The sequence below is a fragment of the Anaeromyxobacter sp. genome, from assembly GCA_016718565.1.
GTDB lineage: Bacteria > Myxococcota > Myxococcia > Myxococcales > Anaeromyxobacteraceae > JADKCZ01.
The window spans coordinates 227,712-251,556 of sequence record JADKCZ010000001.1; the positions used below are offsets into that span (position 1 = coordinate 227,712).

Sequence of the window (23,845 nt, forward strand, 5' to 3'; positions counted from 1 at the left end):
GTCGCTGTGCTGGCCGGGGGGGGGGGGGGAGGGGGGGGGGGGGGGGGCGGCGGGCGGGGGGGGGGGGGGGCGGGGGGCGGGGGGCGCCCGGGGGGGGGGGGGGGGGGGGGGGCGGGCAGCCCCTCAGCCCTTCTTCTTCGCGTGCTTCGACAGCGCCAGCAGGGCCTTCCACTGGGCCGCGGTGAGCGGCACCACCGAGAGGCGCCCCTGGATGAGCAGCGGGGAGCGGGCGAAGGCGGTGGAGCCCTTGAGCGCCTCGAGCGGCACCGGCGCGGCCAGCCGGTCGCCGGCCGCCACCTCCACCGACACCCCGCCCTCGCCGGCCTCCGGGTCCGGCCGGGCGGCCCCCACCACCGAGGCCAGGCCCACCGCCTCCTTCCGGCCGGAGTGGTAGACCACCAGCTGGTCGCCGGCCGCCATGGCGCGCAGGTGCAGCCGGGCCTGGGGGTTCTTCACCCCGGTCCAGCGGGTGGTCCGCTCCCGGACCAGGTCGTCGAACGAGTAGGTGGAGGGCTCGGTCTTCAGCAGCCAGTGGGCCATAGGGGCCGGAAGGTAGGCGGGGCGGGCCCCGGGCGCAACGGCGCCGGGCGGGGGGGCCCGGGAGGCGCGGCCGGGAGGCCCGTGATATATGGTCGGCCCGTGTTCGGCCTCTCCTTCAGCGAGATCGTGATCATCGCGATCCTGGCGCTGGTCCTGCTGGGACCCGACCGCCTCCCCGAGGCGGCCCGCACCATCGGCAAGACGCTCAAGGACTTCAAGAAGACCACCGACGGCCTCAAGGACCAGCTCGAGACCGAGCTCTACCAGGCCGAGAAGTCGCTGACCCGGCTGGTGGACGCCCCCGAGGTGCCGCCGGTGGCCTCGGCGGCCATGGGCGCCACCACCCGCCCGGTGGCGCCGGCCCCGCAGGCCAGCGCCGAGAACGTGCCGGGGCTGGAGGCGGCCCTGGTGGACCCCATGCCGCCGCCGCCGGCGCCGCCCTCGGACCCGCAGGCCTGACCCCATGAGCGCCGCGCCGGCCCCAGCCCCCGTCCCCGAGAGCGAGGTCAAGCTCACCTTCTGGGACCACCTGCGCGAGCTGCGCAAGCGGCTGGTGCTGTGCGGCTGGGGCGTGCTGGTGGGGATGCTGGCGGTGGGCGCCTTCGTGGAGCAGATCTTCCACGCGCTCATGAAGCCCATCCTGGACTCGCTGCCGGAGGGGGAGCGCACCCTGCAGTACACCAGCTACATCGAGCCGCTGATGGTCTACATCAAGGTGGCCATGTACGGCGCCATCTTCGCGGCCGCGCCCTGGATCCTCTACCAGGTCTGGCAGTTCATCGCGCCCGGGCTCTACAAGAAGGAGCGGCGGGTGGTGGTGCCCTTCCTCTTCTTCGGCACCCTGCTGTTCTACGGCGGCGCCCTCTTCTGCTACTTCGTGGTCATGCCGCAGGCCTTCCCGGCCATGCGCGCCATCGCCACCGACGCCTCGCTGCGCCCCATGCTCACCATGAGCGAGCAGCTCTCGCTGGTGCTGGCCATGCTGCTCGGCTTCGGGATCGTCTTCGAGGTCCCGGTGGTGATCGCCTTCCTCTCCATGGTGGGGCTGGTCTCGGTGGAGTTCCTGGTCAAGCACCGGCGCTACGCGGTGCTGGTCAACGTGCTGGCCGCCGCCATCATCACGCCCACCGGCGACCCGCTCAACCTGGCGCTCATGGCCGTGCCCATGATCGTCTTCTACGAGGTGGGCATCCTGCTGGCCCGGGTGGTCGGCAAGAAGAAGCCCGCCGCCCAGGCCATCACCCCGGCCTGAGCCACCCCGCCGCGGCCACGCCCCACCGCCCCCTGGAGCCCCGCCATGCTGAAGCCCGCCGGCCGCGACGACGTCCTCCTCCTCTCCGCCAAGCGCACCCCCTTCGGCGCCTTCGGCGGCGCGCTCAAGGACCTGACCGCCACCGACCTCGCGGTCCACGCCGCTCAGGCGGCCCTGGCCGCCGCCGGGGTGGCCCCGGCCGACGTGGGCCAGGTGGTGATGGGCAACGTGGCGCAGACCAGCGCCGACGCCATCTACCTGGCCCGCCACGTCGGCCTGCGCGCCGGCCTGCCGGTGGAGGTGCCGGCGCTCACCCTCAACCGGCTGTGCGGCTCGGGCTTCGAGGCGGTCATCCAGGCCGCCATGTGGATCATGACCGGGCAGGCCGAGGTGGTGCTGGCCGGCGGCACCGAGTCGATGACCCAGGCCCCGCTGGCGCTGCGCGGCACCCGCTTCGGCCACCCCTTCGGCACGGTGCCGCCGCTGGAGGACACCCTCTGGTCGGCCCTCACCGACAGCCTGGCCGGCATGCCCATGGCGCTCACCGCCGAGAAGCTGGCCGAGCAGCACGGCATCACCCAGGCGCAGGTGGACGAGTTCGCGGTCGGCTCGCAGCAGCGCTGGGCCGCGGCCCAGGCGGCCGGCCGGTTCCAGGCCGAGCTGGCGCCGCTCACCCTGGCCTCGAAGAAGGGGCCGGTGACCTTCGAGCGGGACGAGCACCCGCGCCCGAACACCACCGTGGAGGGGCTGCGCAAGCTGCCCAAGGTCTTCAAGAAGGACGGCGTCATCCACGCCGGCGCCGCCAGCGGCATCGCCGACGGGGCGGCCGCGCTGGTGGTGGCCAGCCGCGCCTACGCCGAGCGCCACGGCCTCACGCCCCTGGCCCGGCTGGTGGCCTGGGGCCACGCCGGGGTGGACCCCACCATCATGGGCATCGGGCCGGTGCCGGCCATCCGCAACGCCCTGGCCCGCTGCGGCGCCACCCTGGCCGACATGGACCTGGTGGAGGTGAACGAGGCCTTCGCGCCGCAGTACCTGGCGGTGGAGCAGGTGCTCGGCCTGGACCGGGCGCGCACCAACGTGGACGGCGGCGCCATCGCCATGGGCCACCCCCTGGCGGCCAGCGGCGCGCGCCTCACCGCCCACCTGTGCCACGAGCTCAGGCGGCGCGGCGGGCAGGCCGCCGTGGGCTCGGCCTGCATCGGCGGGGGGCAGGGCGTGGCGGTGGTGCTGGCGGCCCCCTGACCCGAGGCGGCCGGGCGCGGCCGGCCGACCGGCGCCCGAGGATCGGCGGCCTTTCTTGCCGCGGCCCGGGGCGGGCGGTAGCTTCACCCCGGACCAGGCGGATGGGAGGCGTGATGGACGGGTTCACCGGGGTGAAGGTCTTCTCGACGACGCTGGCGCGCGACCGCGAACAGATGGGCGAGTCCATCAGCCGCTGGCTGGCGGCCCACCCGGACCTCGAGATCGTGGACCGCGAGGTGCGGCAGAGCTCCGACAAGGAGTTCCACTGCCTCACCATCACCTTCTTCTACAAGGAACGGCAGAAGGCCTGACCATGGCCCGGGGCTCCTTCGACCTGCGCCGCGCGCTCACCCTGGGGGGCCAGGCCCCGCTGGCGGTCGGCGCGCTGCTGGCCGCCATGGCGGTGGCCACGGTGGTGGGCACCATCTCCCCGACCCTGGGCCGGTGGCTCACCCTGGAGGTGCCGCCGCTCGACACGCCGGCCTTCCTGGTGCTGCTGGAGGCCTGGCGGCTGGTCACCTGGCCGCTCTACCAGGGGCCGCTGCCCGGCAGCCTGCTGACCCTGCTCTTCGCCGGCTTCATGCTGCTGTGGCTCGGCCGGCAGCTCTCCTTTGCCTGGAGCGAGCGCCGCTTCCTGGTGCGCTTCTTCGTGCTCTCGGCCGGCGCCGGGCTGGGCACGCTGGTGCTGCTGGCCCCCTTCGGCTACCCCATCGGCTACTTCGGGGTCTGGGCGGTGGTGAACGCGCTGCTCCTCACCTGGGGGCTGATCTTCCCGCGCCAGCGCATCAGCTGGTTCGGGGCGCTGGAGATGACGGGCGCCACCGTGGCCAAGGTGATCGCGGTGGCCACGCCGCTCTGGGCGCTGGTGGCGGGGCCGCCGGGCCTGGGCGTGGCGGGCCGGCTCATCGCCTACCTGCCCCACCTCCTGGCCCTCGGCCTGGCCTGGCTGCTGGTGACCGGCGGGCCGCGCCGCGCCTGGTTCCGGCTGCGCGAGTGGTGGCTGCGCCGCACCCTCGACCGGCAGCGCCGGCGCTTCAAGGTCATCACCACCGACGGGCCGGGCCCGACGCAGTGGAAGAACTGAGCCTGCCCTAGCTGATGGCCACCTGGCGGACCGCCGCCTGGTAGACCCAGATGCGGCCGGTGTTGGTGCGGGTGTCGGCCGGGATCATGAAGAAGCCGAAGGCCCCCTCGCGGTAGTCCGGCGAGTAGCCGGCCACCTGGCGGCCGTCGCGGAAGGTGACCCGCACCTTGCGCCCCTCGGGCGCCGGCGCCTTCTCGCCCGGCGCGAGCATGAAGAAGATGGCCTTGATCCCGTCGGTGGGGATGGCCTCGGGCGCGCCGGCGCCCTGCGGGTGCAGGGTGAGATCGGCCGCGTCGAGGGAGGCGTCGGTGAGCAGGCCGCGCCGCACCTGCCCATCCACGGTGTGCAGCACCACCCGGCAGCTCCCCTCCACCAGCGCCGAGGGCAGGGGCGGCCCGGGCGCCGGGGGCTCCGGCGGCGGCGCGGCCTCGGCGGCGCCGAGGTGGTCGCCCGAGACGGACGGCGGGAGCTCGAAGGTGTCGGCCGCGCCCGGAGCGTCCGGGTAGGCGGCCGCGATCTCCGGCGGGAAGGCCCCGGCCTGTTCGGCCGGCGCCTCGTAGGAGACGGCGGGCTCGGGCTCCCAGGGCGCCCGGGCCTGCAGCTCCTCCGCGGGGGGCGGCCCAGGCTCCGGCTCGACGGGCTCGAGCGAGAGCGCCAGCGCCGCGGGGTCCACCGGCTGGCCGGCCAGCTCCGCCTGCCAGGGCGGCGGGTCTGCGGTGAGCTCGACCGGGGCCTCGCTCGCCGGGACCGGCGCCTCGGCGGGGGCCACCTCGTCGGCCACCTCGAGCAGGTCCGCGGCCTCCAGCGTGGGCAGCTCCTCCTCGGCCTGCGGCTCGGCCGGCTCCACGTGCTCGATCGGCTCCACGTGTTCGATCGGCTCGACCAGCTCGACCGGTGCGGCCTCCGGGGGCCGCACCGGGGCGTCGAACGGCGACGACAGGTCCAGGGCCGGCGCGCTCTCCCAGCCCTCGCCGGGGGCGAGCGAGGCGGCCGCCGGCGTGCCCCAGGCCGGGGTGCCGGTCAGGCCCGGATCCGGGTGGCCGAAGGAGCCGTCGGAGGCCAGCTCGAAGCCGGCCTCGAGGGCGGCGTCCGGGTGCCACTCGGCCGCGGGCTCGCCCAGCTCCAGGGGCGCGCCGCCCGGCAGCGCGTCACCCTCCGGGCCGCCGTACAGGTCGGAGGCGTCGAAGCCGGCCTCCTCGGCCGGCGGCAGGGGCGCCAGCGTGTCGGCGTCGAGCACCGGCCCGCCGGTCTCGTAGGCCTCGGGCAGCCCGTCGGCCTCCAGGTCCAGCGCGTCGACGGCCAGGGGCGGCGGGGCCTGCCCCGGGCCGCCCAGGTCGAGCCCGGCGGCCAGGCCCGCCGGCGCGGCGCTCTCGTCGTACTCGCCGAAGGCGGCCGAGGGGGGCGCGGGCAGGTGGGACGGGACGGCGGCGTCGTCGAACCAGGAGGAGATCGGGTCGACCTGGGCCGCGGCAGGCGCGGTCGGCTCGGCCAGGGGCGCCAGGCCCGGGGCGAAGGACCCGCCGGACTCGTCGTACTCGCCGAAGGCCGCGGCCGGGTCGGCGGCCAGCTCGGCGGCCGGCTCGAGGTCCAGGATCTGGTCGGGCGCCAGCTCCAGGGCCGGGGCACCCGCCAGCTCCAGCGAGGGCTCCGGCGCCAGCTCGCCCGGCGGCTCCGGGTCGAGCTCGAAGCCGGAGCCGGCCACCAGCTCCACCGGCTCCGGCGCATCCTCGGCGGCGGCCTCCGGGGACTCCAGGCCGGACACCGCGGCTGGCGGCGCCAGGGCGGGCGGCTCGAGCGGCTCGACCGGTGGGTCCGGCTCCGGAGCGAGCGGCGCGGGCTCGAGGTCCGCCGCCGGCTCCAGCTCCAGGGCCTCCTCCTCCGGGATGGCCAGGGGCTCCGGTTCAGGCTCCGGCTCGGCGACCGGCGGCGCCGCGGTCTCGGCCGCGGCGCGGCCGAACCACTTGGCGTGGTCGAAGGGGGCGTTGGGGTCGAAGGGGAGCGGCTCCTCGAAGGGAGCGGCCTCGATCCGCGCGGCCACCGGCACCTGCACGGCCGCGAACGGGGCCGCGCTGAAGTCCGACGCGGCCCAGGAGGTGTCGGCGAAGGGCGCCGCCGGCTCGCCGCCGCCGGACGCCGCGGGGAGCTCGAGCGGCTCGGCCCCCCAGGGCTCCTCGGCCGCGGTGGCCAGCGCGGGAACGGACTCGGCCTCCGGCGCCTCGGCCGGCGACCGCTCCGCCGATCCGGCGAAGTCCGCCTCGAGGCCGCCCAGGTCGGCCGCGGCCTCGTCCATCGCCAGGGAGGTGGCGTGGGCCAGGTCGGCGTCGCGCTGCTCGGCGTCCGGGGGCTCCTGGCTGGCCTCGAGGGCCTCCTCCGGCGCGAGGGCCGGCTCGGTGGCCGGGGGCCCGACGGCCTCCCAGCTCGCGGCCGTGGCCGCGTCCAGGACCGACGCCTCCGAGAGCGGGGCCGCCCAGGGCTCGACCGCCGGCTCGGCCGGCGCCTCGATCCACGGCTCGGTCGCCGCCTCCGGGGCCGCCTCCGGGGCCGCCTCCGGGACCTCCTCCGGGGCGGCCTCGGTCCAGGCCTCCGCCACCGGCTCCGCCTCCGGGACCTCCTCCGGGACGGCCTCGGTCCAGGCCTCCGCCACCGGCTCCGCCTCGGTCCACGCGGGGGCCTCGGCCACGGCCTCCGCCGCGCCCTCCGCCAGCGGCTGGCCGTCGGGGCCGTAGCCCGCGGCCGACCAGTCGTAGGTGACGTTCGGGTCGTAGCCCGCCGCGATCCAGGCGGCCTCGTCGAAGGGGGCGTCGGGGTCGTAGCCGGGGGCCTCGGGGTTCCAGGCCTGCGGCCTCGGCTCCAGGCCCATGGTGCCTGGGTCGAAGAGCAGGTCGGCCGGCGGGGCCGGGGCAGGCTCGGCCAGCGGGGCCTCGTCCCAGGCCGGCTCGAGCGAGGCGACGTCGGGGTCCGGCGCGGGCGCCGGGGCCGGGTCGGGCGCCGGGGGCGGGCCCATCTCGGGCGGGCGGACGCGCAGGCCGGCGGGCAGCAGGGACTCGCGCAGGCGGCTGGCGGCGGCGTTCACGTCGAAGCCGGGGCGGGCCGGGCTCGCCACCTCGGGGCCGACCAGCTCGCGCAGCTCGGCGTGGCGGGCCGCCTCGGCGGCGGTGAGGCCGCCGGCCTGGCGCTTCTGCTCCAGGGAGCGGAACTCGGTCATGACGCTGCGCTGGTTGGACATGGTCGGTTCCGCCGCGCCGAGCAGGGTGTGGGTGCGAGCGGGGGTCCCGGGATGATACCCCGCAGGCCCGCCCAGCCGGAAGAAGCCGGCGACTTGATTTCACGGGGGTCCGGCGCGCATGAATGTGCCGCCCGATGGCCCAGAACTCCCACACCGGCCCACCCCGGCCTCCGCCGCGACGGGCCTCGAGCCCCGCGCCGCCCGCCAGCGCCTTCCTCCCGACCTCGCGCGCCGAGCTCCAGGCGCGCGGCTGGACCGAGCTCGACGTGCTGCTGGTGTCCGGCGACGCCTACGTGGATCACCCCAGCTTCGGGGCCGCCGTGATCGGCCGGGTGCTGGAGGCGGCCGGCTACCGGGTGGGCCTGGTGGCCCAGCCGGACTGGCGCAGCACCGCCGACTTCCTTCGGCTGGGCAAGCCGAGGCTCTTCGTGGGCATCACCTCCGGCGCCATGGACTCCATGGTGAACCACTACACGGCCAACAAGCGGCGCCGCTCCGACGACGCCTACACGCCCGGCGCCGCGTCGGGCAAGCGCCCGGACCGGGCCACCTCGGTGTACGCGCGGCGCTGCCGGGAGGCCTTCGGGCCCACCACCCCGCTGGTCATCGGCGGCATCGAGGCCTCGCTCCGCCGCATCGCCCACTACGACTACTGGGACGACCGGGTGCGCCCCTCGGTGCTGGTGGAGTCCGGCGCCGACCTGCTGGTCTACGGCCAGGGCGAGAAGCCCATCCTGGAGATCGCGCGGCGGCTCGCCATGGGGGAGGACCCCTGCGGCCTGACCGACGTGCCCGGCACCGCCGTGGCGGTGGCCCACCGCGAGCTGGCCCTGCTCGACGAGCGGCCGCGCGGGGTGCTGGAGCTGCCGGCCTTCGAGGAGGTGGCGGAGGACAAGCGCCGCTTCGCCGAGTTCTCGCGCCTCTACCACCTGGAGCACAACGAGGACAACGCGCGGGTCATGGTGCAGCGGCACGGGAAGGGCGCCCGGGAGCGGCTGGTGGTGGTCAACCAGCCGATGCCCTCGCCCACCACCGAGGAGCTCGACCGGATCGCCGAGCTGCCCTACGTGCGCGAGGCCCACCCGAGCTACGGCGGGGCCCACATCCCGGCCCTGGAGCAGATCCGCTGGTCCATCCAGATCCTGCGCGGCTGCGCCGCCGGGTGCGCCTTCTGCTGCATCACCGAGCACCAGGGGCGCGACGTGGCCAGCCGCTCCGAGGCCTCGGTGCTGCGCGAGCTCGGCGAGCTGGCCCGGAAGGAGAACTTCAAGGGGACCATCACCGATCTCGGCGGCGCCACCGCCAACATGTGGGGGATGCGCTGCACCAGCGCCGAGGCCCACAAGGCCTGCCGGCGGCTCTCCTGCGTCTTCCCCTCGGTCTGCCAGTTCTTCTCGGTGGACCACGGGCCGCTCGTCGACCTCTACGAGAAGGCCAGGAAGGTGAAGGGGGTGAAGCACCTCTTCGTCGGCTCGGGCGTGCGCTACGACCTGGCCCAGGCGGACAAGGTGAACGGCGACCGGTACCTCAAGGCCCTGGTGCAGAACCACGTCTCCGGCCAGCTCAAGGTGGCGCCGGAGCACGTCTGCGAGCCGGTCCTCAAGGTCATGAAGAAGCCGGGCGTCGAGTCCTTCGAGAAGCTGCGGCGGGACTTCGAGCGCTACTCCAAGGAGGCGGGCAAGGAGCAGTACCTGGTGCCCTACTTCATCTCCTCCCACCCGGGCTCCTCGCTCGAGGAGGCGGTGCAGCTCATGGAGTACCTGCAGAAGAACCACTGGAAGCCGCAGCAGGTGCAGGACTTCACGCCCACGCCCATGACGCTGGCGTCCGACATGTACTGGTCCGGCTTCCACCCCTTCACCATGAAGCCGCTGCACGTGGCGCGGGACCCGGAGGAGAAGCGCATGCAGAAGGCGCTCCTGCGCTGGGGCGACCCGGACAACGCCCCGCTCATCGAGCAGGCGCTGCGCAAGACCGGGCGGCTGGCCCCGGGGCAGCGCATGGGCGGCGGCATGCGCCCGGCGCGCGAGGGGCACCGGCCGCCCTGGGCGAAGCGCGGCCTGAAGCCCAGGGGCCGCTGAGGCGCGCCGTGGCCGGCTCGAGGGGCCGCGTGCTGGTGGGCATGAGCGGGGGGGTGGACTCCTCCGTGGCGGCGGCCCTGCTGCGCGACCAGGGCTGGGAGGTGACCGGCGCCTTCGTCTGCATGGGGCGGGCGGCCGACGCCGAGGGCGGCGCCGGCTGCTGCTCGCCCGAGGACGCGGCCGACGCGCGCCGGGTGGCCGGCCTGCTGGGGGTGGACCTCTTCGTGCTCGACGCCACCGCCGGCTTCGAGCGGATCATCGAGGCCTTCGCCGCCGGGTACGCCGCCGGCCGCACCCCCAACCCGTGCATCGGCTGCAACCGCGACGTGAAGTTCGCCCGGCTGCTGGAGCGGGCGGGCCAGCTCGGCTTCGACGCGGTGGCCACCGGCCACTACGCCCGGGTGGTGTCCCACGGCGGGCGCCCGGCCCTGGCGCGGGCCCGGGCCCTGGAGAAGGACCAGAGCTACGTGCTCTTCGAGCTGCCGCGCCAGGCGCTGGGCCGGCTGGTGCTGCCGCTCGGCGAGCTGGAGTCGAAGGCCGAGGTCCGGGCCCTGGCCCGGCGGCTCGGCCTGCCGGTGCACGCCAAGCCGGACAGCCAGGAGATCTGCTTCGTGCCGGACGGCGACCACGCCCGGGTGCTCCAGGCGCGCGCGCCGCGGGCGCTCACGCCGGGGCCCATCCTCGACCAGGCGGGCCACCAGCTCGGTCGCCACCAGGGCTACGGGCGCTTCACGGTGGGCCAGCGGCGCGGCCTCGGCCTGTCCGGGCCGGAGCGGCGCTACGTCACGGCGGTGGACCCCGCCACCGCCGCGGTCACCGTGGGACCCAGGGCGGCCACGCTGGCGGGCGGGCTCACCGCCGCGGCGGCCTCCTGGCAGGCCGAGGTGCCGGCCGAGGGCCTCGTGGCGGTGCAGATCCGCTCGGGCCACCGGGCCACGCCGGCCCGGCTCAGCGGCGGCGGCGGGCCGCGCTTCGAGGTGGCCTTCGAGGAGGCGGTCCACGCCGTGGCGCCGGGCCAGGCCGCCGTGGTCTACGACGGCGAGGTGCTGCTCGGGGGCGGCTGGATCGAGCGGGCCCTGCCGGCCGGCCAGGCGGCGCCGTGAGGGCCTCCCCGCCCCTGGCCCCGCTGGCGGCCGTGCACGACGGCGCGCTCCCGGCCGGCCAGTTCCGGCGGCTGGCCGGGGCGGTGCGGGCGCTCGGGACCGAGCGGCTCCGCGACACCTACCAGACCGCCTTCTGGTTCGACCTGGGGGCGCCCGCCTGCCTGGCGGAGGAGGCCATCCTGGCCCTGCGCCCCCTCGCCTGGGGCCGGCGCGCCGGGCGGCTGGCCGGGGTGGAGTGGTGGCTCAGCCGCATGCGCACCAGCGACGTCCAGGTGGACTTCCACCAGGACCGCGACGAGCTGCTGTTCGGGCGCACCGGGCGCACCCGCTGCCCGGCGCAGGGCTCGGTGCTCTTCCTCAACCGCTGCCGCGGCGGCCTGCTGGCGGTGACCGGCCAGCCCTGCGACGAGGCCAACCCGGCCTGCGCCCCGCTCCCCTTCGACGGCGACCTGGTCCGCCCCTGGCCGAACCGCCTGGCCCTCTTCCCGGGCGACGCCACCCACGGCGTCCTCGACGCGCGCGGCCAGGTCCCGCACGGCCGCCTCACGCCGGCCACGCCGCTGCGGCTGGCGCTGATCATGAACTGGTGGCGGGCGCGGCCGGAGGGGCGGCCCGGCTTCGCGGAGGCCGGGGTCTATGCGGCGCTGCGGAGCCACCGCCCGGGCCGGGCCTAGCGGCCGAGGCGCCGCTGCCTGCTAGGCCACGCGGTTGCGGCCGTCGGCCTTGGCGCGGAAGAGCGCCTCGTCGGCGCGCCGGAGCAGCGCCTCGGCCTCGGGCGGCTCGCGCTCCTCGGCCGGCGCGTAGGCCGCCACGCCCACCGAGCAGGTGGCCTGCAGGGTGATGCCGGCGTGCAGCACCTGCAGCGAGGCCACCGCCGCGCGGAGCCGCTCGGCGATGACCTGCGCCCCCACCGCGTCGGTCTCGGGCAGGAGCACCAGCAGCTCGTCGTCGCGCAGCCGGCCCACCGCGTCGGAGCGGCGCAGCCGCGCCCGCACCGCGCCGGCCATGGCGCGCAGCACCGCGTCGCCGCCGTCGCTCCCGACCGCCTGGTTGATGCGGGCGATGCCGTCGAGGTCCACCAGCGCCAGCGAGAGGGCGCGGCCGTAGCGGCGGGCGCGGCCCAACTCGTCGGCCAGCCGCTCCAGCACGAAGCGGCGGGTGCCGGCGCCGGTCAGCTCGTCGGTGATGGAGAGGGCGGCCGCCTGCAGGTGGGCCGTCTCGACGCGTCGGCGCAGCCGGTGCAGCACCACGCCCTGCGCCACCAGCAGCCCGGCGGCCAGGGCGCCGAGCAGGCCGGGCAGCCCCGGCGGCACGGTGGGGAGGAAGCCGGCGGCCTCGCTGACGGCGATGGTGCCGGCGGCGTGGCCGGCGGCCAGGGCGGCCCCGGCGGCCAGCCCGGGCAGGGCCAGGGCGACCAGGAACGCGCGGCGCGGCGGGGGGCTGCGGCGGAGCGCGGGTGAGGACCTCATGGCGCCAACCTACCGCACCGCGGGCGGTGGCGCGCTCCCGCGGCCGCTCGCCGGCGCCCCGGACCGGCGGCTCAGCGGCCGCGAGGGGATCTCGTCACGGCCGCTCAGTTCACGGCCGGCACGCCGGGCTCGAACCCGGCCTCGCTGATGGCGGCCACCAGCTGCTTGGCGGTCACCTTGGAGGCGTCGTAGGTGACGAAGGCCTTCTTCTGCTCCAGGTTCACCTCCACGGTCTTCACCCCGTCCAGCTTCTTCAGGGAGGAGCCCACGTTGTTGACGCAGCCGCCGCAGGTCATCCCACCCACCGGGATGGTGACCTTGGCGTCGGCCGGCTTCACCTCGGCCGCGGCGGGCGCGGCGGCCTGGGCCTCGGCGGCGAGCGCGAGGGTGGGGAGCAGCAGGGCGGCGAGCAGGGCGGCGAGCGTCTTCATCGGGGGGGACCTCGTGGGGTGAACCCCATGTGTAAGGCGGCGGGGGGGCCGGCGGGAAGTCCCTCGCCCCGGGGGGCGCATGTGGCGGAAGGTCGCAAACGCCGCCCCGCGGCGGGTGCAAGCGACCGCTGACCGGCCGGGGCCGCGGGGCCGGTCCGGCGGTGGGCCGGCCGACCTGCTTCTCCCCGGCGACCCTGACGCGCTAGCCTCCGCCCGCCATGACCGACGACGCGCGCCTGGCGCGCCACCAGCGGCTCGCCGAGGCCGATCACCGCCACCTCTGGCACCCCTTCACCCAGATGGAGGGCTGGCTCGAGGAGGATCCGCTCATCGTGGACTCGGCCGACGGCGTGTACCTCACCGACACGCTCGGCCGCCGCTACCTCGACGGCGTCTCCTCCCTCTGGTGCAACGTGCACGGCCACCGGGTGCCGGAGCTGGACGAGGCGGTGCGCGCCCAGCTCGACCGGGTGGCCCACAGCACGCTGCTGGGGCTGGCCTCCACCGCCTCCATCGAGTGCGCCGAGGAGCTGGTGCGCCACCTGCCGGCGGGGCTGACCCGGGTCTTCTTCTCCGACGCCGGGGCCACCGCGGTGGAGGTCGCCGTCAAGATGGCCTACCAGCACCACCAGCTGCGCGGCGACCTGGATCGGCGCGAGTTCGTGGCGCTCTCCGGCGGCTACCACGGCGACACCCTGGGGGCGGTGTCGGTGGGGGGCATGGACCTGTTCCACCGCCTCTTCGCCCCGCTGCTCTTCGACGTGCACCACGCGCCGCAGCCGTACTGCTACCGCTGCCCGCTCGGGAAGGCCCTGCCGTCGTGCGGCCTGGCCTGCGCCGGCGAGGTGGAGCGGATCTTCGCCGAGCGGCCGGGGAAGATCGCCGCGCTGGTGGTGGAGCCGCTGGTGCAGGGGGCCGACGGCATGATCACCCAGCCGCCCGGCTACCTGCGCCGGCTGCGCCAGCTGTGCGACCGCGAGGGGGCGCTGCTGGTCTGCGACGAGGTGGCCACCGGCTTCGGGCGCACCGGCACCATGTTCGCGGTGGAGCAGGAGGGCGTCCGGCCGGACCTGATGACGGTGGCCAAGGGGCTCACCGGCGGCTACCTGCCGCTGGCCGCCACGCTGGCCACCGAGGAGGTCTTCCGCTCCTTCCTCGGGCCGTTCGAGTCGAAGCGGACCTTCTTCCACGGCCACACCTACGCCGGCAACCCGCTGGCCTGCGCGGTGGCCACCGCCTCCCTCAAGCTCATGACCTCGAGGCGGGTGGTCGAGGGGCTGCCGTCCAGGGCGGCCGCGCTGGCGGCGGCCCTGGCGCCGCTCCAGGCCCACCCGCACGTGGGCGAGCTCCGGCAGCGCGGCCTGATGGTGGGCATCGAGCTGGTGCGCGACCGGGCCAGCAAGGCCGAATACGACTACGCGCTCCGGGTGGGGCACCAGGTCTGCCTGGCGGCCCGGCCGCTCGGGGCCATCCTGCGGCCGCTCGGCAACGTGGTGGTGCTCATGCCGCCGCTGGCCATGACCGAGGCGGAGCTGGCCCGGCTGGCCGGCATCACCCGGGCCGCCATCGAGCAGGTCACGGCCCGGGCCTGAGCGATGCGCGGCCTCTTCGTCACCGCCACCGACACCGGGGTCGGCAAGACCGAGGTGGCCTGCGCCCTGGTGTCGGGCGCGCGCCAGGACGGGCTGGACGTGGGCGTCATGAAGCCGGCCCAGTCCGGCGTGACCCCGGGCGTCGCGAGCGACGCCGAGCGCCTGGCCGCCGCGGCCGGCGGCGGCGACCCGCCCGCGCTGGTCTGCCCGCACAGCTTCGCCGCCCCGCTGGCACCCGGGGTGGCGGCGCGGCTGGCCGGGGTGACCATCTCGCTCTCCGCCCTGGTGGACGCGGCGCGGGCGCTGGCGGCCCGCCACCAGGCCCTGCTGGTGGAGGGGGCCGGTGGCCTGCTGGTGCCGCTCACCCCCACCGAGACCTACGCCGACCTGATGGTGGCCCTGGGGCTGCCGGTGCTGGTGGTGGCGCGGGCCGGCCTCGGCACGGTGAACCACACCGCGCTCACGGTGGAGGCGCTGCGGGCGCGCCGGCTTCGGCTGGCCGGGATCGTGCTCAACCGCACCTCGCCCGACGACGACCCCTCGGTGCCCGAGAACGCCGCCGAGCTGGCCAGGCTGACCGGCCTGGTGGTGCTGGCCAGCCTGCCGTACTGCGCCGATATCGCTGGGAGAGAAGCGAAACTGCGATCCGCGCTGCGCGGCAAAGTCCAGTTTTCGTGAGCGTGGCGAAAATTGGATCGGTCGCCGGATCGATCCTAGAGATCCCTGCGTGCCGAACGTCGTCGACCTCACGCTCGTCTCCCAGGCGAGGCGTGCCCTCTTCCGGATGCTGGACGAGCGCGGACTCGGGTTCTTCCTCGAGGAGCGCACCCGCGCCCCGCGCCTGGACTCGCGCCGCATCGCCTGGGTGGTGGAGTGCGCCCGCCGCCGGGTGGGGCGGCGCGCCCGCCGCGATCCCAACGCGCTGTCGCGCACCCGCCGGGTGGTCCGCCGCGAGCTGATCCGCCGGCTGGCCGACGCCATGCTGCAGGCCGGGCTGTAGCGCCGGGCCGGGGCGCCGCTCAGCCGCGCGTCTTCTCCACGAAGCGCAGCCGCACGTCGCGCAGCAGGTGGTCGAAGAGCGCCTCCTCGTCGGCCGTCAGGTTGCCGCGCGTCTTCTCGCGCAGCATGGCCAGCACGTCGATGGTCTGCTGCGCCAGGGTCAGGTCCGGGGCCTGGGCCGCGCCGGTCTCGGGGTGGGGCGCGTCGCCCAGGTGGATGAAGGCCGAGGAGCCCAGCCCCATGAGGAAGGTGGTGAAGTCGAGCAGGGGCGACGGCTTCGGGTCGGTCACGGCGTCCTCCGGGCGGGGCGATCGGGGTGAGCCTAGTCGAGATCGAAGGCGATCCGCTCGGCGGCGTAGCCGCGCTGCACCAGCACCACCAGCTGCCCGGTGCGGCGGGCCGAGGAGGCGCCGCGGCGGAACTCGTCGAGGGTGGAGACCTCGGCCCCGTTCACCTCGCGCACCAGGTCCCCCTGGACGATGCCGCTGGTGGCCGCCGGGCTGCCCTTGGTGACGGCGCGCACCGCCAGCACCGTGCCGCCGGCGGCCTTGACCTGCTCGAGCGCCAGGCCGACGCGCCGCTGCACCAGCTGCTCGGCCCGCTGCGGCGAGAGCTCCACCGCCGCCACCACCACCTGCAGCCGGGCGGCGCCGCGCCGGAGGTCGAGCCGGGCCGCCCCGCCGATGGCCAGGTCGCGCAGCCGGAACTTCACCTCCTCGGCCAGCTCGGGCGGCGCGCCGTCGAGCGCCTCGACGACGTCGCCGCGCCGCACCCCGGCCTTCTCGGCCGGCGAGCCCGGGTCCACCGCGGTGACCTCCACGCCGCCCGAGGCGCCCACCGCGGCGCCGTCGCGGGCCGGCAGGTCGGCCACCGAGAGCCCCAGGTAGCCCTCGCGCACCTCGCCGTGGGTGATCAGGTCCTCGGCGATGCGGCGGGCCCGGTCGATGGGGATGGCGAAGCCGATGCCGGCGCTGCGCTCGCCCAGGATGGCGGTGTTGATGCCCACCAGCCGCCCCTCGATGTCGAGCAGCGGCCCGCCCGAGTTGCCGGGGTTGATCGAGGCGTCGGTCTGGATGAAGTCGAAGAGCATGCGCTCGCCGGCCCGGAAGTTGCGGTGCAGGGCCGAGACCACCCCGGTGGTGACGGTGTGCGAGAGGCCGAAGGGGTTGCCGATGGCCAGCACCGTCTCGCCGATGAGCAGCTCCTCGGAGCGGCCCATGGCGGCGAAGGGGAGCCGCTCCCGGGTCTCCAGCTTGAGCACCGCCAGGTCGGCGGCCGGGTCGGTGCCCACCACCTTGGCCAGCAGGTCGCGGCCGTCGGCCAGCCCGACGCGGAAGCGGGCGCCGCGCTCGACCACGTGGTTGTTGGTGAGCAGGTAGCCGTCGGGCGAGACGATCACGCCCGAGCCGAGCGAGGTGACGGCGTAGCCCTTGCGGGTGCGGGGGCGCGAGAAGAAGTCCTCGAACAGCCCGCTGGCCGCCCCCTGCCGCGAGGGCACGCGGATGCGGACCAGCTCCTCGGCGGAGACGTTGACCACCGCCCCGCGCACCTTCTCCACGGCGGCGACCACCGGGGTGCGGCGTGCGGCGATCGGGGTGGACTCGGCGCGGGGCAGGACCTCCCGCGCGCTCGCCGCAGAGGCGGCGAGGATCAGGGCCGCGGCGAGCAGGGGCCGGGCCGTCACGGCGTTACTCCGCGTCGTCCTCGTCGTCGAGGTCGTCGTCGTCGAGGGCGGCGTCCATCTCCAGCACCTGGTTCTCCAGGTCGGGCAGGGCCTTCAGGTGGGCGGCGTAGGCCTTCTCGTCCACGAGGCCCTTGCGCAGGTAGCGGGTGACCACGCGCTTGTCGATCTGCTTCGTCTCGAACGTCTCGGCCATGTGTGGGGGACCTCGGGCTGCCGTGAAGTGCGCGGACCTTATGCGGCGCCTTGCCGGGCCGTCAAGCGGCGTGCTACCCCGCCGGGGAGCATGCCCCTCCCGCCCTCCGCCGCGCGCGCCGCGCGCCTGTCGCGCCTCTCCGGCCTGTACGCCATCGTGGGCGGCGCCGACCCGGTGGCGCAGGCCGGGGCGGCGCTGTCGGGCGGCGCCCGGGTGGTGCAGCTGCGGGTGAAGGACGCGCCCGCCGGCCAGGTGCTGGAGGCGGCCCGCCGGGTGGTGGCGCTGGCGGCCGGCCGGGCCCTGGTGATCGTCAACGACCGGGCCGACCTGGCGCTGCTGGCCGGCGCCGACGGGGTGCACCTGGGCGACGAGGACCTGCCGGTGGCGGAGGCGCGGGCGCTCATGGGGCCGGACCTGCTGGTGGGCCGCTCCACCCGCACCCTGGCCGACGGGCAGGCCGCCCTGGCCGCCGGCGCCGACCACGTCGGCTTCGGCCCGGTCTTCGCCACCGCCAGCAAGGCCATCGCGGTGGCGCCGCGCGGCCTGGCCGCGCTGCGCGAGGTGGCGGCCGCGCTGCCGGCGCCGCTGGTGGCCATCGGCGGCATCGGCCTGGAGGGGATCGCGGAGGTGGCCCAGGCCGGCGCTGCGGCGGCGGCCGTCATCGGCGCGCTCTTCGACGGGCCCGACCCGGCGGCGCGGGCGCGGGCGCTGGCGGCCGCCTTCGAGGCCGGCCGGGGGCGAAGGTGAGCCGCCCGCGCATCGGCCTGACGCTCGACGCCGACCAGGCGGGCGACCGCTACCTGCTCGGCCGCGCCTACGTGGACGCGGTGGCCGAGGCCGGCGGGCTGCCGCTCCTCCTGCCGCACCTGGCGGCGCTGGCGGCCGAGACCCTGGCCGCGCTCGACGGGCTGGTGATCAGCGGCGGCGCCTTCGACGTGCCGCCCGAGCTGTACGGCGAGGCGCGCCGCCCGGCCTGCGGGCCGAGCAGGCCGGAGCGGACCCGGGCCGAGCTGGCCCTGCTGCAGGCGGCGCTGGCGGCCGGCCTGCCGGTGCTGGGCGTGTGCGGCGGGATGCAGCTCATGGCGGTGGCCCGCGGCGGGGCGCTCTGGCAGGACCTGGTGGCCGACCTGGGCCCGGCCGGGCCGGACGGCGCGCCGCCGGGCCGCCGGGTCGCGGGCCTGCGCCACGAGCAGCCGGCGCCCAAGGACGTGCCCTCGCACCTGGTGGAGGTGGCGCCGGGCACCCGGCTGGCCGGGCTGGTGGGGGCCGGTCCACTCATGGTGAATTCGACGCACCACCAGGCGGTGCGGGCGCCGGGCGCCGGGGTGGTGGTCTCGGCGCTGGCGCCGGACGGCGTGGTCGAGGCCCTGGAGCTGGCCGGCCCGGCCTTCGCGCTGGGGGTGCAGTGGCACCCCGAGGCGGCGGCCCGCCACGAGCCGCGCCACGCGGCCATCTACCGCGGCCTGGTCGAGGCCGCCCGGAGGACCTGATGCGGGTGCTGCTGGTGGCCGGGCTGGATCCCACGGCGGGGGCCGGCCTGGCGGCCGACCTGGAGGCGCTGCACGCGGTGGGGGCGCGGGGCTGGCCGGTGGCGGCCGCGCTCACCGCCCAGGGTCCGGCCGGGGTGAAGGGCTGGAGCCCGGTGCCCGAGGACCTGCTGCTGGCGCAGGTCGACGCGCTGCTGGAGGGGGCCGGGGAGCGGCCGCGGGCGGTGAAGACCGGCATGCTCGGCACCGCCGGCCTGGCGGCCGCCCTGTGCCGCCGGCTGACCGCCGCCGACCTGGCCAGGGTGCCGCTGGTGCTCGACCCGGTGCTCCTCTCCACCTCCGGCACCCAGCTGCTGGACTGCGGCGGCGCCACGCCCTTCGAGGCGCTGGCGCCCTTGCTGGCGCGGGCCCGCCTGGCCACCCCCAACCTGCCGGAGCTGGCGGCGCTGACCGGCCTGGACGTCGGGAGCGACGCCGCCGCGGTCAAGGCGGCGCGCCGGCTCGGCGCGCGGGCGGTGCTGGTGAAGGGCGGCCACCGGGAGGGGGCGCCGGTGGACCTGCTGGTCGAGGCGCGCCGGGTGACGCGGTTCGAGGGGACGCGCCGCCCCGGCACGGCGCGCGGCACCGGCTGCCGGCTGGCCTCGGCCATCGCCGGCCTGCTGGCGCAGGGCGCCTCGCTGGAGGACGCGGTGCGCGGGGCCAGGCTGGTGGTGGAGCGCTACCTGGACGCCGCCGCCGGGTGACGCCGCCGCGGCACTTCGCCGCGGCGGATCGGCGCCAGCCCGGCCCTTCATGGTCTTGCCGACGGGCCGGTCCGGCTGGGAACCTTGAGGGGCGCCGACCGCCGCGCCCGACCGGAGCCCACGCCCGATGACCGACACCTACCAGTGGTCCGACGCCTACCGCCTGGGCATCCCCGGCGTCGACCAGGAGCACCAGACCTTCTTCGCCCTGCTCAGGGCGCTGGAGGCCGGCGTCCGGCTGGGAGACGACCTGATCGCCCGCGCGGCGCTGGGCGAGCTCAGGCGCTACGCCGAGCTCCACTTCACCAACGAGGAGGAGTTCCTCGACGCGGTGGGCTACCCGGACCTGCCGGCCCACCAGGTGGAGCACCGCGCCTTCGTGCGCGAGGTGGCGCTGCTGGAGTCCCGGCCCGGCCTGCCGACCCGCGCGGCGGTGGACCTGGCCCGCACCTGGCTGCAGGCCCACATCCTCGGCACCGACCGGCGCTACACCACCTGGCTCGACGGCACCGAGGCCGAGGAGCCGGCCTACCCGGCTCCCCCGGCGACGCGGGGCTGAGCGGCCGCAGCGGCGCCGCCGGTCGCGACCGGCCCCGCGCCGCGGTCAGCCGGCCGGGGGGGCGGCCCCGCGCAGCGCCCGGTCCAGGTCGTCGGCCAGGTCCTCGGGGTCCTCCAGCCCCACCGAGAGCCGGATCATGGCGTCGCTGAAGCCGGCGGTGCGCTTCTCCTCCGGCGTCATGTCGGCGTGGGTCATCGACCAGGGGTGCTCGATGAGCGTCTCGATGCCGCCCAGGCTGACCGCCAGCCGCATGTGGCGCACCGCGTCCAGCACCGCGAAGGCCTCGGCCTCGCCGCCGCGGACGTCGAAGCTCACCAGGCTGCCGGCCCCGGTGCACTGGAGGCGCCACAGCGCCACCTGCGCCTCGCCCATCTCGGGCAGCCCGGGGTAATAGACGCGCGCCACGGCCGGGTGGGCGCGCAGCATGGCCACCAGCCGCTGCGCGTTCTCCTGCTGCTTCTCCATGCGCAGCTGCAGCGTGCCCAGCGAGCGGTGGATGAGCCAGGCGGTGTCGGGGTCGGAGTTGGAGCCGAGGATGGTGCGCATCACCTTGACCGCCCCGATCAGCCTGGCGCTGCCCATGGCCAGGCCGGCCACCAGGTCGGAGTGGCCGCCGAAGAACTTGGTGGCCGAGTAGAGGACCAGGTCGGCGCCGTGGGCCAGCGGCCGGGAGAAGATGGGGCCGAGGAAGGTGTTGTCCACCAGCACCAGCGAGGGGCGCCCCGGGGTGGCGTGGCGGTCGGCCACCCGCCGCGCCGCCGCCATGTCGCACAGCTGCATGGTCGGGTTGGCGGGCGACTCGATGAAGACGATGCGGGGCGCGCCGTGCTGGGCCACCAGCCGCTCCAGCGCCGCCTCGTCGGCGCCCGACGGGAAGGGCACGGTGGTGACGCCGAACTCCGGCAGGATGCGGCGGAAGAGGTACTCGGTGCCGCCGTAGATGGGGTCGGAGAAGAGCAGCGTGTCGCCGGGCCGGAGGAAGGCCAGGCAGGCCGAGGAGATGGCCCCCATGCCGGAGGAGAAGAGGGCGGCCGCCTCGGCGCCGTCCCAGGCCACCGCCCGGTCCTCCACGATCTCGCTGTTGGGGTTGTTGACCCGCGTGTAGATGAGCGCCGGGCTCTCGCCCTCGCCGCGCGGGCGCAGGCCGTAGGCGATCTCGAAGGCCCGCTTGCCGTCGGCGGCGCGCTTGAAGATGAAGGTCGAGGTGCGGAAGACCGGCGGCACCGCCGCGCCCTCGGAGCGCTGCGGGTCGTACCCCTTCTCGAAGATCAGGGTCTGCGGCGAGAGCGGGCGGGGACCTGGCATGGCGCACCTCCGTGCGCCCGTGATGCTGCGCCGCGGCCGCGCCCGCCGCGCCCGCCCACTTGGGGGGCGGCGGCGATTCGACCGCTGCGGCGGAGGGGTCCGCCCGGGCGGACGGGCGGCGGTGCGTCCGGTGGAGCGGAGCGGTGGCGCGGCCGGCCCGGCACGTGGGGCGCCCCTCGACTCCGGGCCTGGGGCCCTCGGCTCGGGGCGAACGGAATCGCCCTACGGCCCGTCGCGCCGGCGCTCCATCTCCGCGAAGAAGGTGTTGGTGCGGAAGAAGACCAGGTCGATGACCCCCACCGGCCCCTGGCGCTGCTTGGCGATGATGAGCTGCACCTGCTGGGTGTCGGCGGGCGGCCCGGCCTGCTCCTTGTCCTCCTCCTCCTGCCGGTGGAGGAACATGACGATGTCGGCGTCCTGTTCGATGGCGCCGGACTCGCGCAGGTCGGAGAGCATGGGGGGCTCGCCCTTGCGCTTCTCCACCGAGCGGTTGAGCTGCGACAGCGCCACGATGGGGATCTTGAGCTCGTTGGCCAGCGCCTTGAGGGACCGCGAGATGGTGGCGATCTCCTGCTCGCGCGACTGGCTGGCCCGGTCGCTGGGGGCGTGCATGAGCTGGAGGTAGTCGACCATCACCAGGTCCAGGCCGCTCTCGCGCTGGATCTTGCGGCACTTGGAGCGCAGCTCCACCGGGGTGAGCACGAAGTTGTCGTCGAGCCAGAGGCTGGACTGGGAGATGCGGTCGGCGTGCACCGCGATCTTGTCCCACTCGTACCGCCCCAGCTGCCCCTGGGTGATCTTGCGCCAGTCGAGCTTGGCCTCGGAGGCCAGCACGCGCAGGGCCAGCTGGTCGGAGGGCATCTCCAGCGAGAAGAAGGCCACCTTCTTGCCGAAGCGGGTGGCGGCGGCCGCCGCGATGTTGAGGGCGAAGGCGGTCTTGCCCACCGAGGGGCGGGCCGCCAGCACGGTGAGCGTGCCGGGCTGCAGCCCCAGGGTGTTCTTGTCGAGCGAGGCGATGCCGGTGGGCACGCCGGTGATGGGCGACTCGCCCGCCATGACCCGCTTCTGCACCGCCTCCAGGTTCTCGACGGCCCGCATCATCGGCTCGCCGATCTTCTTCAGCGTCTCGATCGACGAGCCCTGGGCCGCGCCGAACACCTCCTGCTGCGCGGAGTCGAGGAAGTGCTGGACGTTGGCGCCCGCCTCGTAGCCCTGCTCCACCACCCGCTGGGCGGTCAGCATCATCTTGCGGCCGCGCGCCAGGTCCTGGACCACGCGGGCGTAGTGGATGACGTTGCCGGTGACGCCCACGCCGCGGGCCAGGCCGAAGACCAGCTCCTTGGGCACGGCGCTGCCCAGCAGGCCGCGCGCGTCGAGCCGGTTGTTCACCAGCACCGGGTCGACGGCCTGCGACTCCTTGGCCAGCTCCTCGCAGGCGGCGTACACGTGCTGGTGGGCCAGCAGGTAGAAGTCGCCGGTGCGCAGGAAGGCCGCCACCAGATCGAAGGCCCGCTCGTCGAGGAGCAGCGCCCCGAGCACCGCCTGCTCGGCCTCGACGTTGTGGGGGAGGTCGCGCGCCCCGCGCATCGGGACCGGCGCGCCGTCGGGCTTCCGGGAGAGCTCGTTGTCGGCCATGGAGGCGGGCAACCTAGCACCCGCCCCTGACGACGCGCATCGTGGGTGATCGGTGGAAAACGTCGGAATTCTCGGGGCATGAGTCGGTGGATGGCCGGTGGAAACGCGGTGGACGGCCCGGGGATGGGGCGGGGAGGGCGCGATGGGGCAGGCGGGGCGGCGGCGGCCCTGGCGTCCCGCCCCTGGAGGCCCCGCGCCGGCGCCGGGGGTATCATGCCGCCCCCACGGGAGGATTCACCACATGCGCACCCGCCCCCACCTCGCCTGGCTCGTCACCCTGGCCTCCCTCCTCTCCGGCTGCGCCGGCCTGAGCGAGCTGGCCAAGGGGGCCTTCCAGCGGCCCACCCTCACCTTCGTGGCCGTCACGGTGGAGGCCCTCGACTTCGACGGCGCCACGCTGGCCTTCGATCACCGGCTCGACAACCCCAACGGCTTCGGGCTCTCGCTCTCGCGGGTCGGGTACTGGCTGCAGCTCGACGGGCGGGTGGTGACCCGCGGCGAGGTGAAGGGCGGCCTCACCATCCGGGCCAAGGGCTCGGCGCCGGTGCGCTTCACGGCCCGCCTGCCCTTCGCCGAGGTGCCGCGCCTGCTCGAGCTGGTGCAGCGCGGCGGCGCGGTGGCCTACACGCTGGGCGGCGAGGTGGCGGTGGCCACGCCGGTCGGCCCGGTGACGCTGCCGGTGCAGCACTCGGGCTCGGTGGCGCTGCCCGGCCTGCCCACCTTCCGGGTGGCCGGGGTGGGCGTGCGGCTGGCCTCGCTCACCGAGGTCGAGCTCACCGTGCGGGTGGCGGTGGCCAACCCCAACCCGTTCCCGCTGCCGGACGGCGCCCTGCGCTTCGGCCTGGCGGTGGGCGGCGAGGTGGTGCTGTCGAGCGAGGAGGGGCTGTCGGCGGTGCCGGCCCGCGGCCAGGGCGAGCTGCGCATCCCGGTGACGCTCTCGCTCGTGGGCGCGGGGCGGACCGCGGCGGCGGCGGCGCGGGGCGGCGGCGCGGAGGTGCGGCTCACCGGCGAGGCCAAGCTGGGCGCGCTGCCCATCCCGATCGACATCGGCGGGCGGGCCGGCGGGAGATGAAAAAAGCGCCTCGCGGGAGGGGAGCCGCGAGGCGCATCATCGGCCGAAGAGGGGGATCGACCGAGGCACCACTTCATATAGCAAACGACGGGCCAGCCCCTGACGTCGGTCAAGTAGCCGAAACGACATGATGTCGCGCGCCCAG

At 76.0% G+C, this 23,845-nt stretch carries 24 protein-coding genes and 1 pseudogene; 16 read left to right on the forward strand and 9 right to left on the reverse strand.

Going from position 1 to position 23,845, the window contains the following annotated elements; all coding sequences use genetic code 11:
• Positions 1 to 123: 123 nt before the first annotated feature.
• A complete protein-coding gene (locus IPO09_00970) occupies positions 124 to 540 on the reverse strand; it encodes an EVE domain-containing protein (protein ID MBK9515924.1) in 417 nt (138 codons plus the stop codon).
• A gap of 99 nt (positions 541 to 639) precedes the next feature.
• Between IPO09_00970 and IPO09_00975 the strand changes: the two genes are divergently transcribed.
• The 5 genes from IPO09_00975 (at position 640) to IPO09_00995 (ending at position 4,121) form a co-directional block, all read left to right on the forward strand.
• Positions 640 to 999, forward strand: coding sequence for a twin-arginine translocase TatA/TatE family subunit (locus IPO09_00975; GenBank protein ID MBK9515925.1), 360 nt, complete (start codon positions 640 to 642; stop codon positions 997 to 999).
• Between the two features lie 4 nt (positions 1,000 to 1,003).
• Positions 1,004 to 1,792, forward strand: a complete 789-nt coding sequence (gene tatC, locus IPO09_00980; protein MBK9515926.1) for a twin-arginine translocase subunit TatC — start codon at positions 1,004 to 1,006, stop codon at positions 1,790 to 1,792.
• Positions 1,793 to 1,837: 45 nt separating this feature from the next.
• A complete protein-coding gene (locus IPO09_00985) occupies positions 1,838 to 3,037 on the forward strand; it encodes an acetyl-CoA C-acyltransferase (protein MBK9515927.1) in 1,200 nt (399 codons plus the stop codon).
• Between the two features lie 113 nt (positions 3,038 to 3,150).
• Entirely contained in the window at positions 3,151 to 3,348 is a 198-nt protein-coding gene (locus IPO09_00990) for a hypothetical protein (GenBank protein MBK9515928.1), read from the forward strand.
• 2 nt (positions 3,349 to 3,350) lie between these two features.
• Complete coding sequence (locus IPO09_00995; GenBank protein ID MBK9515929.1) at positions 3,351 to 4,121, forward strand: hypothetical protein; 771 nt, start codon at positions 3,351 to 3,353, stop codon at positions 4,119 to 4,121.
• A gap of 7 nt (positions 4,122 to 4,128) precedes the next feature.
• Here IPO09_00995 and IPO09_01000 read toward each other — a convergent pair whose 3' ends face one another.
• Positions 4,129 to 7,347 (reverse strand): hypothetical protein, encoded by a 3,219-nt coding sequence (locus IPO09_01000; GenBank protein ID MBK9515930.1) that lies wholly within the window; start codon positions 7,345 to 7,347, stop codon positions 4,129 to 4,131.
• 134 nt (positions 7,348 to 7,481) lie between these two features.
• Here IPO09_01000 and IPO09_01005 point away from each other — a divergent pair.
• The 3 genes and pseudogenes from IPO09_01005 (at position 7,482) to IPO09_01015 (ending at position 11,205) form a co-directional block, all read left to right on the forward strand.
• Positions 7,482 to 9,411 (forward strand): annotated as a pseudogene (locus IPO09_01005) (YgiQ family radical SAM protein).
• A gap of 58 nt (positions 9,412 to 9,469) precedes the next feature.
• The gene (gene mnmA / locus IPO09_01010) at positions 9,470 to 10,531 is read left to right on the forward strand and encodes a tRNA 2-thiouridine(34) synthase MnmA (GenBank protein MBK9515931.1); all 1,062 of its coding nucleotides are present in this window, start codon (positions 9,470 to 9,472) and stop codon (positions 10,529 to 10,531) included.
• Positions 10,528 to 11,205, forward strand: a complete 678-nt coding sequence (locus IPO09_01015) for a hypothetical protein (protein ID MBK9515932.1) — start codon at positions 10,528 to 10,530, stop codon at positions 11,203 to 11,205. Before mnmA ends, IPO09_01015 begins: the two co-directional genes overlap by 4 nt.
• 21 nt (positions 11,206 to 11,226) lie before the next feature.
• Here IPO09_01015 and IPO09_01020 read toward each other — a convergent pair whose 3' ends face one another.
• Together IPO09_01020 and IPO09_01025 are read right to left on the reverse strand one after the other, a co-directional pair.
• Positions 11,227 to 12,000, reverse strand: a complete 774-nt coding sequence (locus IPO09_01020; protein ID MBK9515933.1) for a GGDEF domain-containing protein — start codon at positions 11,998 to 12,000, stop codon at positions 11,227 to 11,229.
• 104 nt (positions 12,001 to 12,104) lie between these two features.
• The gene (locus tag IPO09_01025; GenBank protein ID MBK9515934.1) at positions 12,105 to 12,431 is read right to left on the reverse strand and encodes a heavy-metal-associated domain-containing protein; all 327 of its coding nucleotides are present in this window, start codon (positions 12,429 to 12,431) and stop codon (positions 12,105 to 12,107) included.
• A gap of 218 nt (positions 12,432 to 12,649) precedes the next feature.
• Between IPO09_01025 and bioA the strand changes: the two genes are divergently transcribed.
• The 3 genes from bioA to IPO09_01040 are packed head-to-tail and all read left to right on the forward strand — an operon-like array spanning position 12,650 to position 15,023.
• On the forward strand, positions 12,650 to 14,023 hold the full coding sequence (gene bioA / locus IPO09_01030) for an adenosylmethionine--8-amino-7-oxononanoate transaminase (protein ID MBK9515935.1): 1,374 nt from the start codon (positions 12,650 to 12,652) through the stop codon (positions 14,021 to 14,023).
• A gap of 3 nt (positions 14,024 to 14,026) precedes the next feature.
• Entirely contained in the window at positions 14,027 to 14,701 is a 675-nt protein-coding gene (bioD, locus tag IPO09_01035; protein ID MBK9515936.1) for a dethiobiotin synthase, read from the forward strand.
• Positions 14,702 to 14,750: 49 nt separating this feature from the next.
• Complete coding sequence (locus IPO09_01040; protein MBK9515937.1) at positions 14,751 to 15,023, forward strand: hypothetical protein; 273 nt, start codon at positions 14,751 to 14,753, stop codon at positions 15,021 to 15,023.
• Between the two features lie 19 nt (positions 15,024 to 15,042).
• Here IPO09_01040 and IPO09_01045 read toward each other — a convergent pair whose 3' ends face one another.
• The 3 genes from IPO09_01045 to IPO09_01055 all read right to left on the reverse strand — a co-directional run bounded on the left by IPO09_01045 (position 15,043) and on the right by IPO09_01055 (position 16,899).
• A complete protein-coding gene (locus tag IPO09_01045; protein ID MBK9515938.1) occupies positions 15,043 to 15,264 on the reverse strand; it encodes a DUF1844 domain-containing protein in 222 nt (73 codons plus the stop codon).
• 80 nt (positions 15,265 to 15,344) lie between these two features.
• Positions 15,345 to 16,706, reverse strand: coding sequence for a trypsin-like peptidase domain-containing protein (locus IPO09_01050; GenBank protein MBK9515939.1), 1,362 nt, complete (start codon positions 16,704 to 16,706; stop codon positions 15,345 to 15,347).
• Positions 16,707 to 16,710: 4 nt separating this feature from the next.
• Positions 16,711 to 16,899 carry a hypothetical protein gene (locus tag IPO09_01055; GenBank protein ID MBK9515940.1) on the reverse strand — a complete coding sequence of 63 codons (189 nt, stop codon included), beginning with the start codon at positions 16,897 to 16,899 and terminating at the stop codon, positions 16,711 to 16,713.
• A gap of 90 nt (positions 16,900 to 16,989) precedes the next feature.
• Between IPO09_01055 and IPO09_01060 the strand changes: the two genes are divergently transcribed.
• The 4 genes from IPO09_01060 (at position 16,990) to IPO09_01075 (ending at position 19,688) form a co-directional block, all read left to right on the forward strand.
• Positions 16,990 to 17,646, forward strand: coding sequence for a thiamine phosphate synthase (locus IPO09_01060; GenBank protein MBK9515941.1), 657 nt, complete (start codon positions 16,990 to 16,992; stop codon positions 17,644 to 17,646).
• Positions 17,643 to 18,389: a gamma-glutamyl-gamma-aminobutyrate hydrolase family protein gene (locus tag IPO09_01065; GenBank protein MBK9515942.1), complete on the forward strand. Its 747-nt coding sequence runs from the start codon at positions 17,643 to 17,645 to the stop codon at positions 18,387 to 18,389. Before IPO09_01060 ends, IPO09_01065 begins: the two co-directional genes overlap by 4 nt.
• A complete protein-coding gene (locus IPO09_01070) occupies positions 18,389 to 19,129 on the forward strand; it encodes a hydroxymethylpyrimidine/phosphomethylpyrimidine kinase (GenBank protein ID MBK9515943.1) in 741 nt (246 codons plus the stop codon). Before IPO09_01065 ends, IPO09_01070 begins: the two co-directional genes overlap by 1 nt.
• Before the next feature lie 127 nt (positions 19,130 to 19,256).
• On the forward strand, positions 19,257 to 19,688 hold the full coding sequence (locus IPO09_01075) for a hemerythrin family protein (protein ID MBK9515944.1): 432 nt from the start codon (positions 19,257 to 19,259) through the stop codon (positions 19,686 to 19,688).
• Positions 19,689 to 19,733: 45 nt separating this feature from the next.
• Here IPO09_01075 and IPO09_01080 read toward each other — a convergent pair whose 3' ends face one another.
• Together IPO09_01080 and dnaB are read right to left on the reverse strand one after the other, a co-directional pair.
• The gene (locus tag IPO09_01080) at positions 19,734 to 20,993 is read right to left on the reverse strand and encodes an aminotransferase class I/II-fold pyridoxal phosphate-dependent enzyme (GenBank protein ID MBK9515945.1); all 1,260 of its coding nucleotides are present in this window, start codon (positions 20,991 to 20,993) and stop codon (positions 19,734 to 19,736) included.
• Positions 20,994 to 21,215: 222 nt separating this feature from the next.
• Complete coding sequence (gene dnaB, locus IPO09_01085; protein MBK9515946.1) at positions 21,216 to 22,628, reverse strand: replicative DNA helicase; 1,413 nt, start codon at positions 22,626 to 22,628, stop codon at positions 21,216 to 21,218.
• A gap of 241 nt (positions 22,629 to 22,869) precedes the next feature.
• Here dnaB and IPO09_01090 point away from each other — a divergent pair, with 241 nt between their 5' ends.
• The gene (locus IPO09_01090) at positions 22,870 to 23,700 is read left to right on the forward strand and encodes an LEA type 2 family protein (protein ID MBK9515947.1); all 831 of its coding nucleotides are present in this window, start codon (positions 22,870 to 22,872) and stop codon (positions 23,698 to 23,700) included.
• Positions 23,701 to 23,845: the final 145 nt, after the last annotated feature.

What these genes read in the sequence shown, in the direction of transcription:
- IPO09_00970 (MBK9515924.1), bottom strand. Translation starts at nt 540, where the DNA reads ATGGCCCACTGGCTGCTGAAGACCGAGCCCTCCACCTACTCGTTCGAC.
- tatC (MBK9515926.1), top strand. Translation starts at nt 1,004, where the DNA reads ATGAGCGCCGCGCCGGCCCCAGCCCCCGTCCCCGAGAGCGAGGTCAAG.
- IPO09_00985 (MBK9515927.1), top strand. Translation starts at nt 1,838, where the DNA reads ATGCTGAAGCCCGCCGGCCGCGACGACGTCCTCCTCCTCTCCGCCAAG.
- IPO09_00990 (MBK9515928.1), top strand. Translation starts at nt 3,151, where the DNA reads ATGGACGGGTTCACCGGGGTGAAGGTCTTCTCGACGACGCTGGCGCGC.
- IPO09_00995 (MBK9515929.1), top strand. Translation starts at nt 3,351, where the DNA reads ATGGCCCGGGGCTCCTTCGACCTGCGCCGCGCGCTCACCCTGGGGGGC.
- IPO09_01000 (MBK9515930.1), bottom strand. Translation starts at nt 7,347, where the DNA reads ATGTCCAACCAGCGCAGCGTCATGACCGAGTTCCGCTCCCTGGAGCAG.
- mnmA (MBK9515931.1), top strand. Translation starts at nt 9,470, where the DNA reads ATGAGCGGGGGGGTGGACTCCTCCGTGGCGGCGGCCCTGCTGCGCGAC.
- IPO09_01020 (MBK9515933.1), bottom strand. Translation starts at nt 12,000, where the DNA reads ATGAGGTCCTCACCCGCGCTCCGCCGCAGCCCCCCGCCGCGCCGCGCG.
- IPO09_01025 (MBK9515934.1), bottom strand. Translation starts at nt 12,431, where the DNA reads ATGAAGACGCTCGCCGCCCTGCTCGCCGCCCTGCTGCTCCCCACCCTC.
- bioA (MBK9515935.1), top strand. Translation starts at nt 12,650, where the DNA reads ATGACCGACGACGCGCGCCTGGCGCGCCACCAGCGGCTCGCCGAGGCC.
- bioD (MBK9515936.1), top strand. Translation starts at nt 14,027, where the DNA reads ATGCGCGGCCTCTTCGTCACCGCCACCGACACCGGGGTCGGCAAGACC.
- IPO09_01045 (MBK9515938.1), bottom strand. Translation starts at nt 15,264, where the DNA reads ATGGGGCTGGGCTCCTCGGCCTTCATCCACCTGGGCGACGCGCCCCAC.
- IPO09_01055 (MBK9515940.1), bottom strand. Translation starts at nt 16,899, where the DNA reads ATGGCCGAGACGTTCGAGACGAAGCAGATCGACAAGCGCGTGGTCACC.
- IPO09_01060 (MBK9515941.1), top strand. Translation starts at nt 16,990, where the DNA reads ATGCCCCTCCCGCCCTCCGCCGCGCGCGCCGCGCGCCTGTCGCGCCTC.
- IPO09_01070 (MBK9515943.1), top strand. Translation starts at nt 18,389, where the DNA reads ATGCGGGTGCTGCTGGTGGCCGGGCTGGATCCCACGGCGGGGGCCGGC.
- IPO09_01075 (MBK9515944.1), top strand. Translation starts at nt 19,257, where the DNA reads ATGACCGACACCTACCAGTGGTCCGACGCCTACCGCCTGGGCATCCCC.
- IPO09_01080 (MBK9515945.1), bottom strand. Translation starts at nt 20,993, where the DNA reads ATGCCAGGTCCCCGCCCGCTCTCGCCGCAGACCCTGATCTTCGAGAAG.
- dnaB (MBK9515946.1), bottom strand. Translation starts at nt 22,628, where the DNA reads ATGGCCGACAACGAGCTCTCCCGGAAGCCCGACGGCGCGCCGGTCCCG.
- IPO09_01090 (MBK9515947.1), top strand. Translation starts at nt 22,870, where the DNA reads ATGCGCACCCGCCCCCACCTCGCCTGGCTCGTCACCCTGGCCTCCCTC.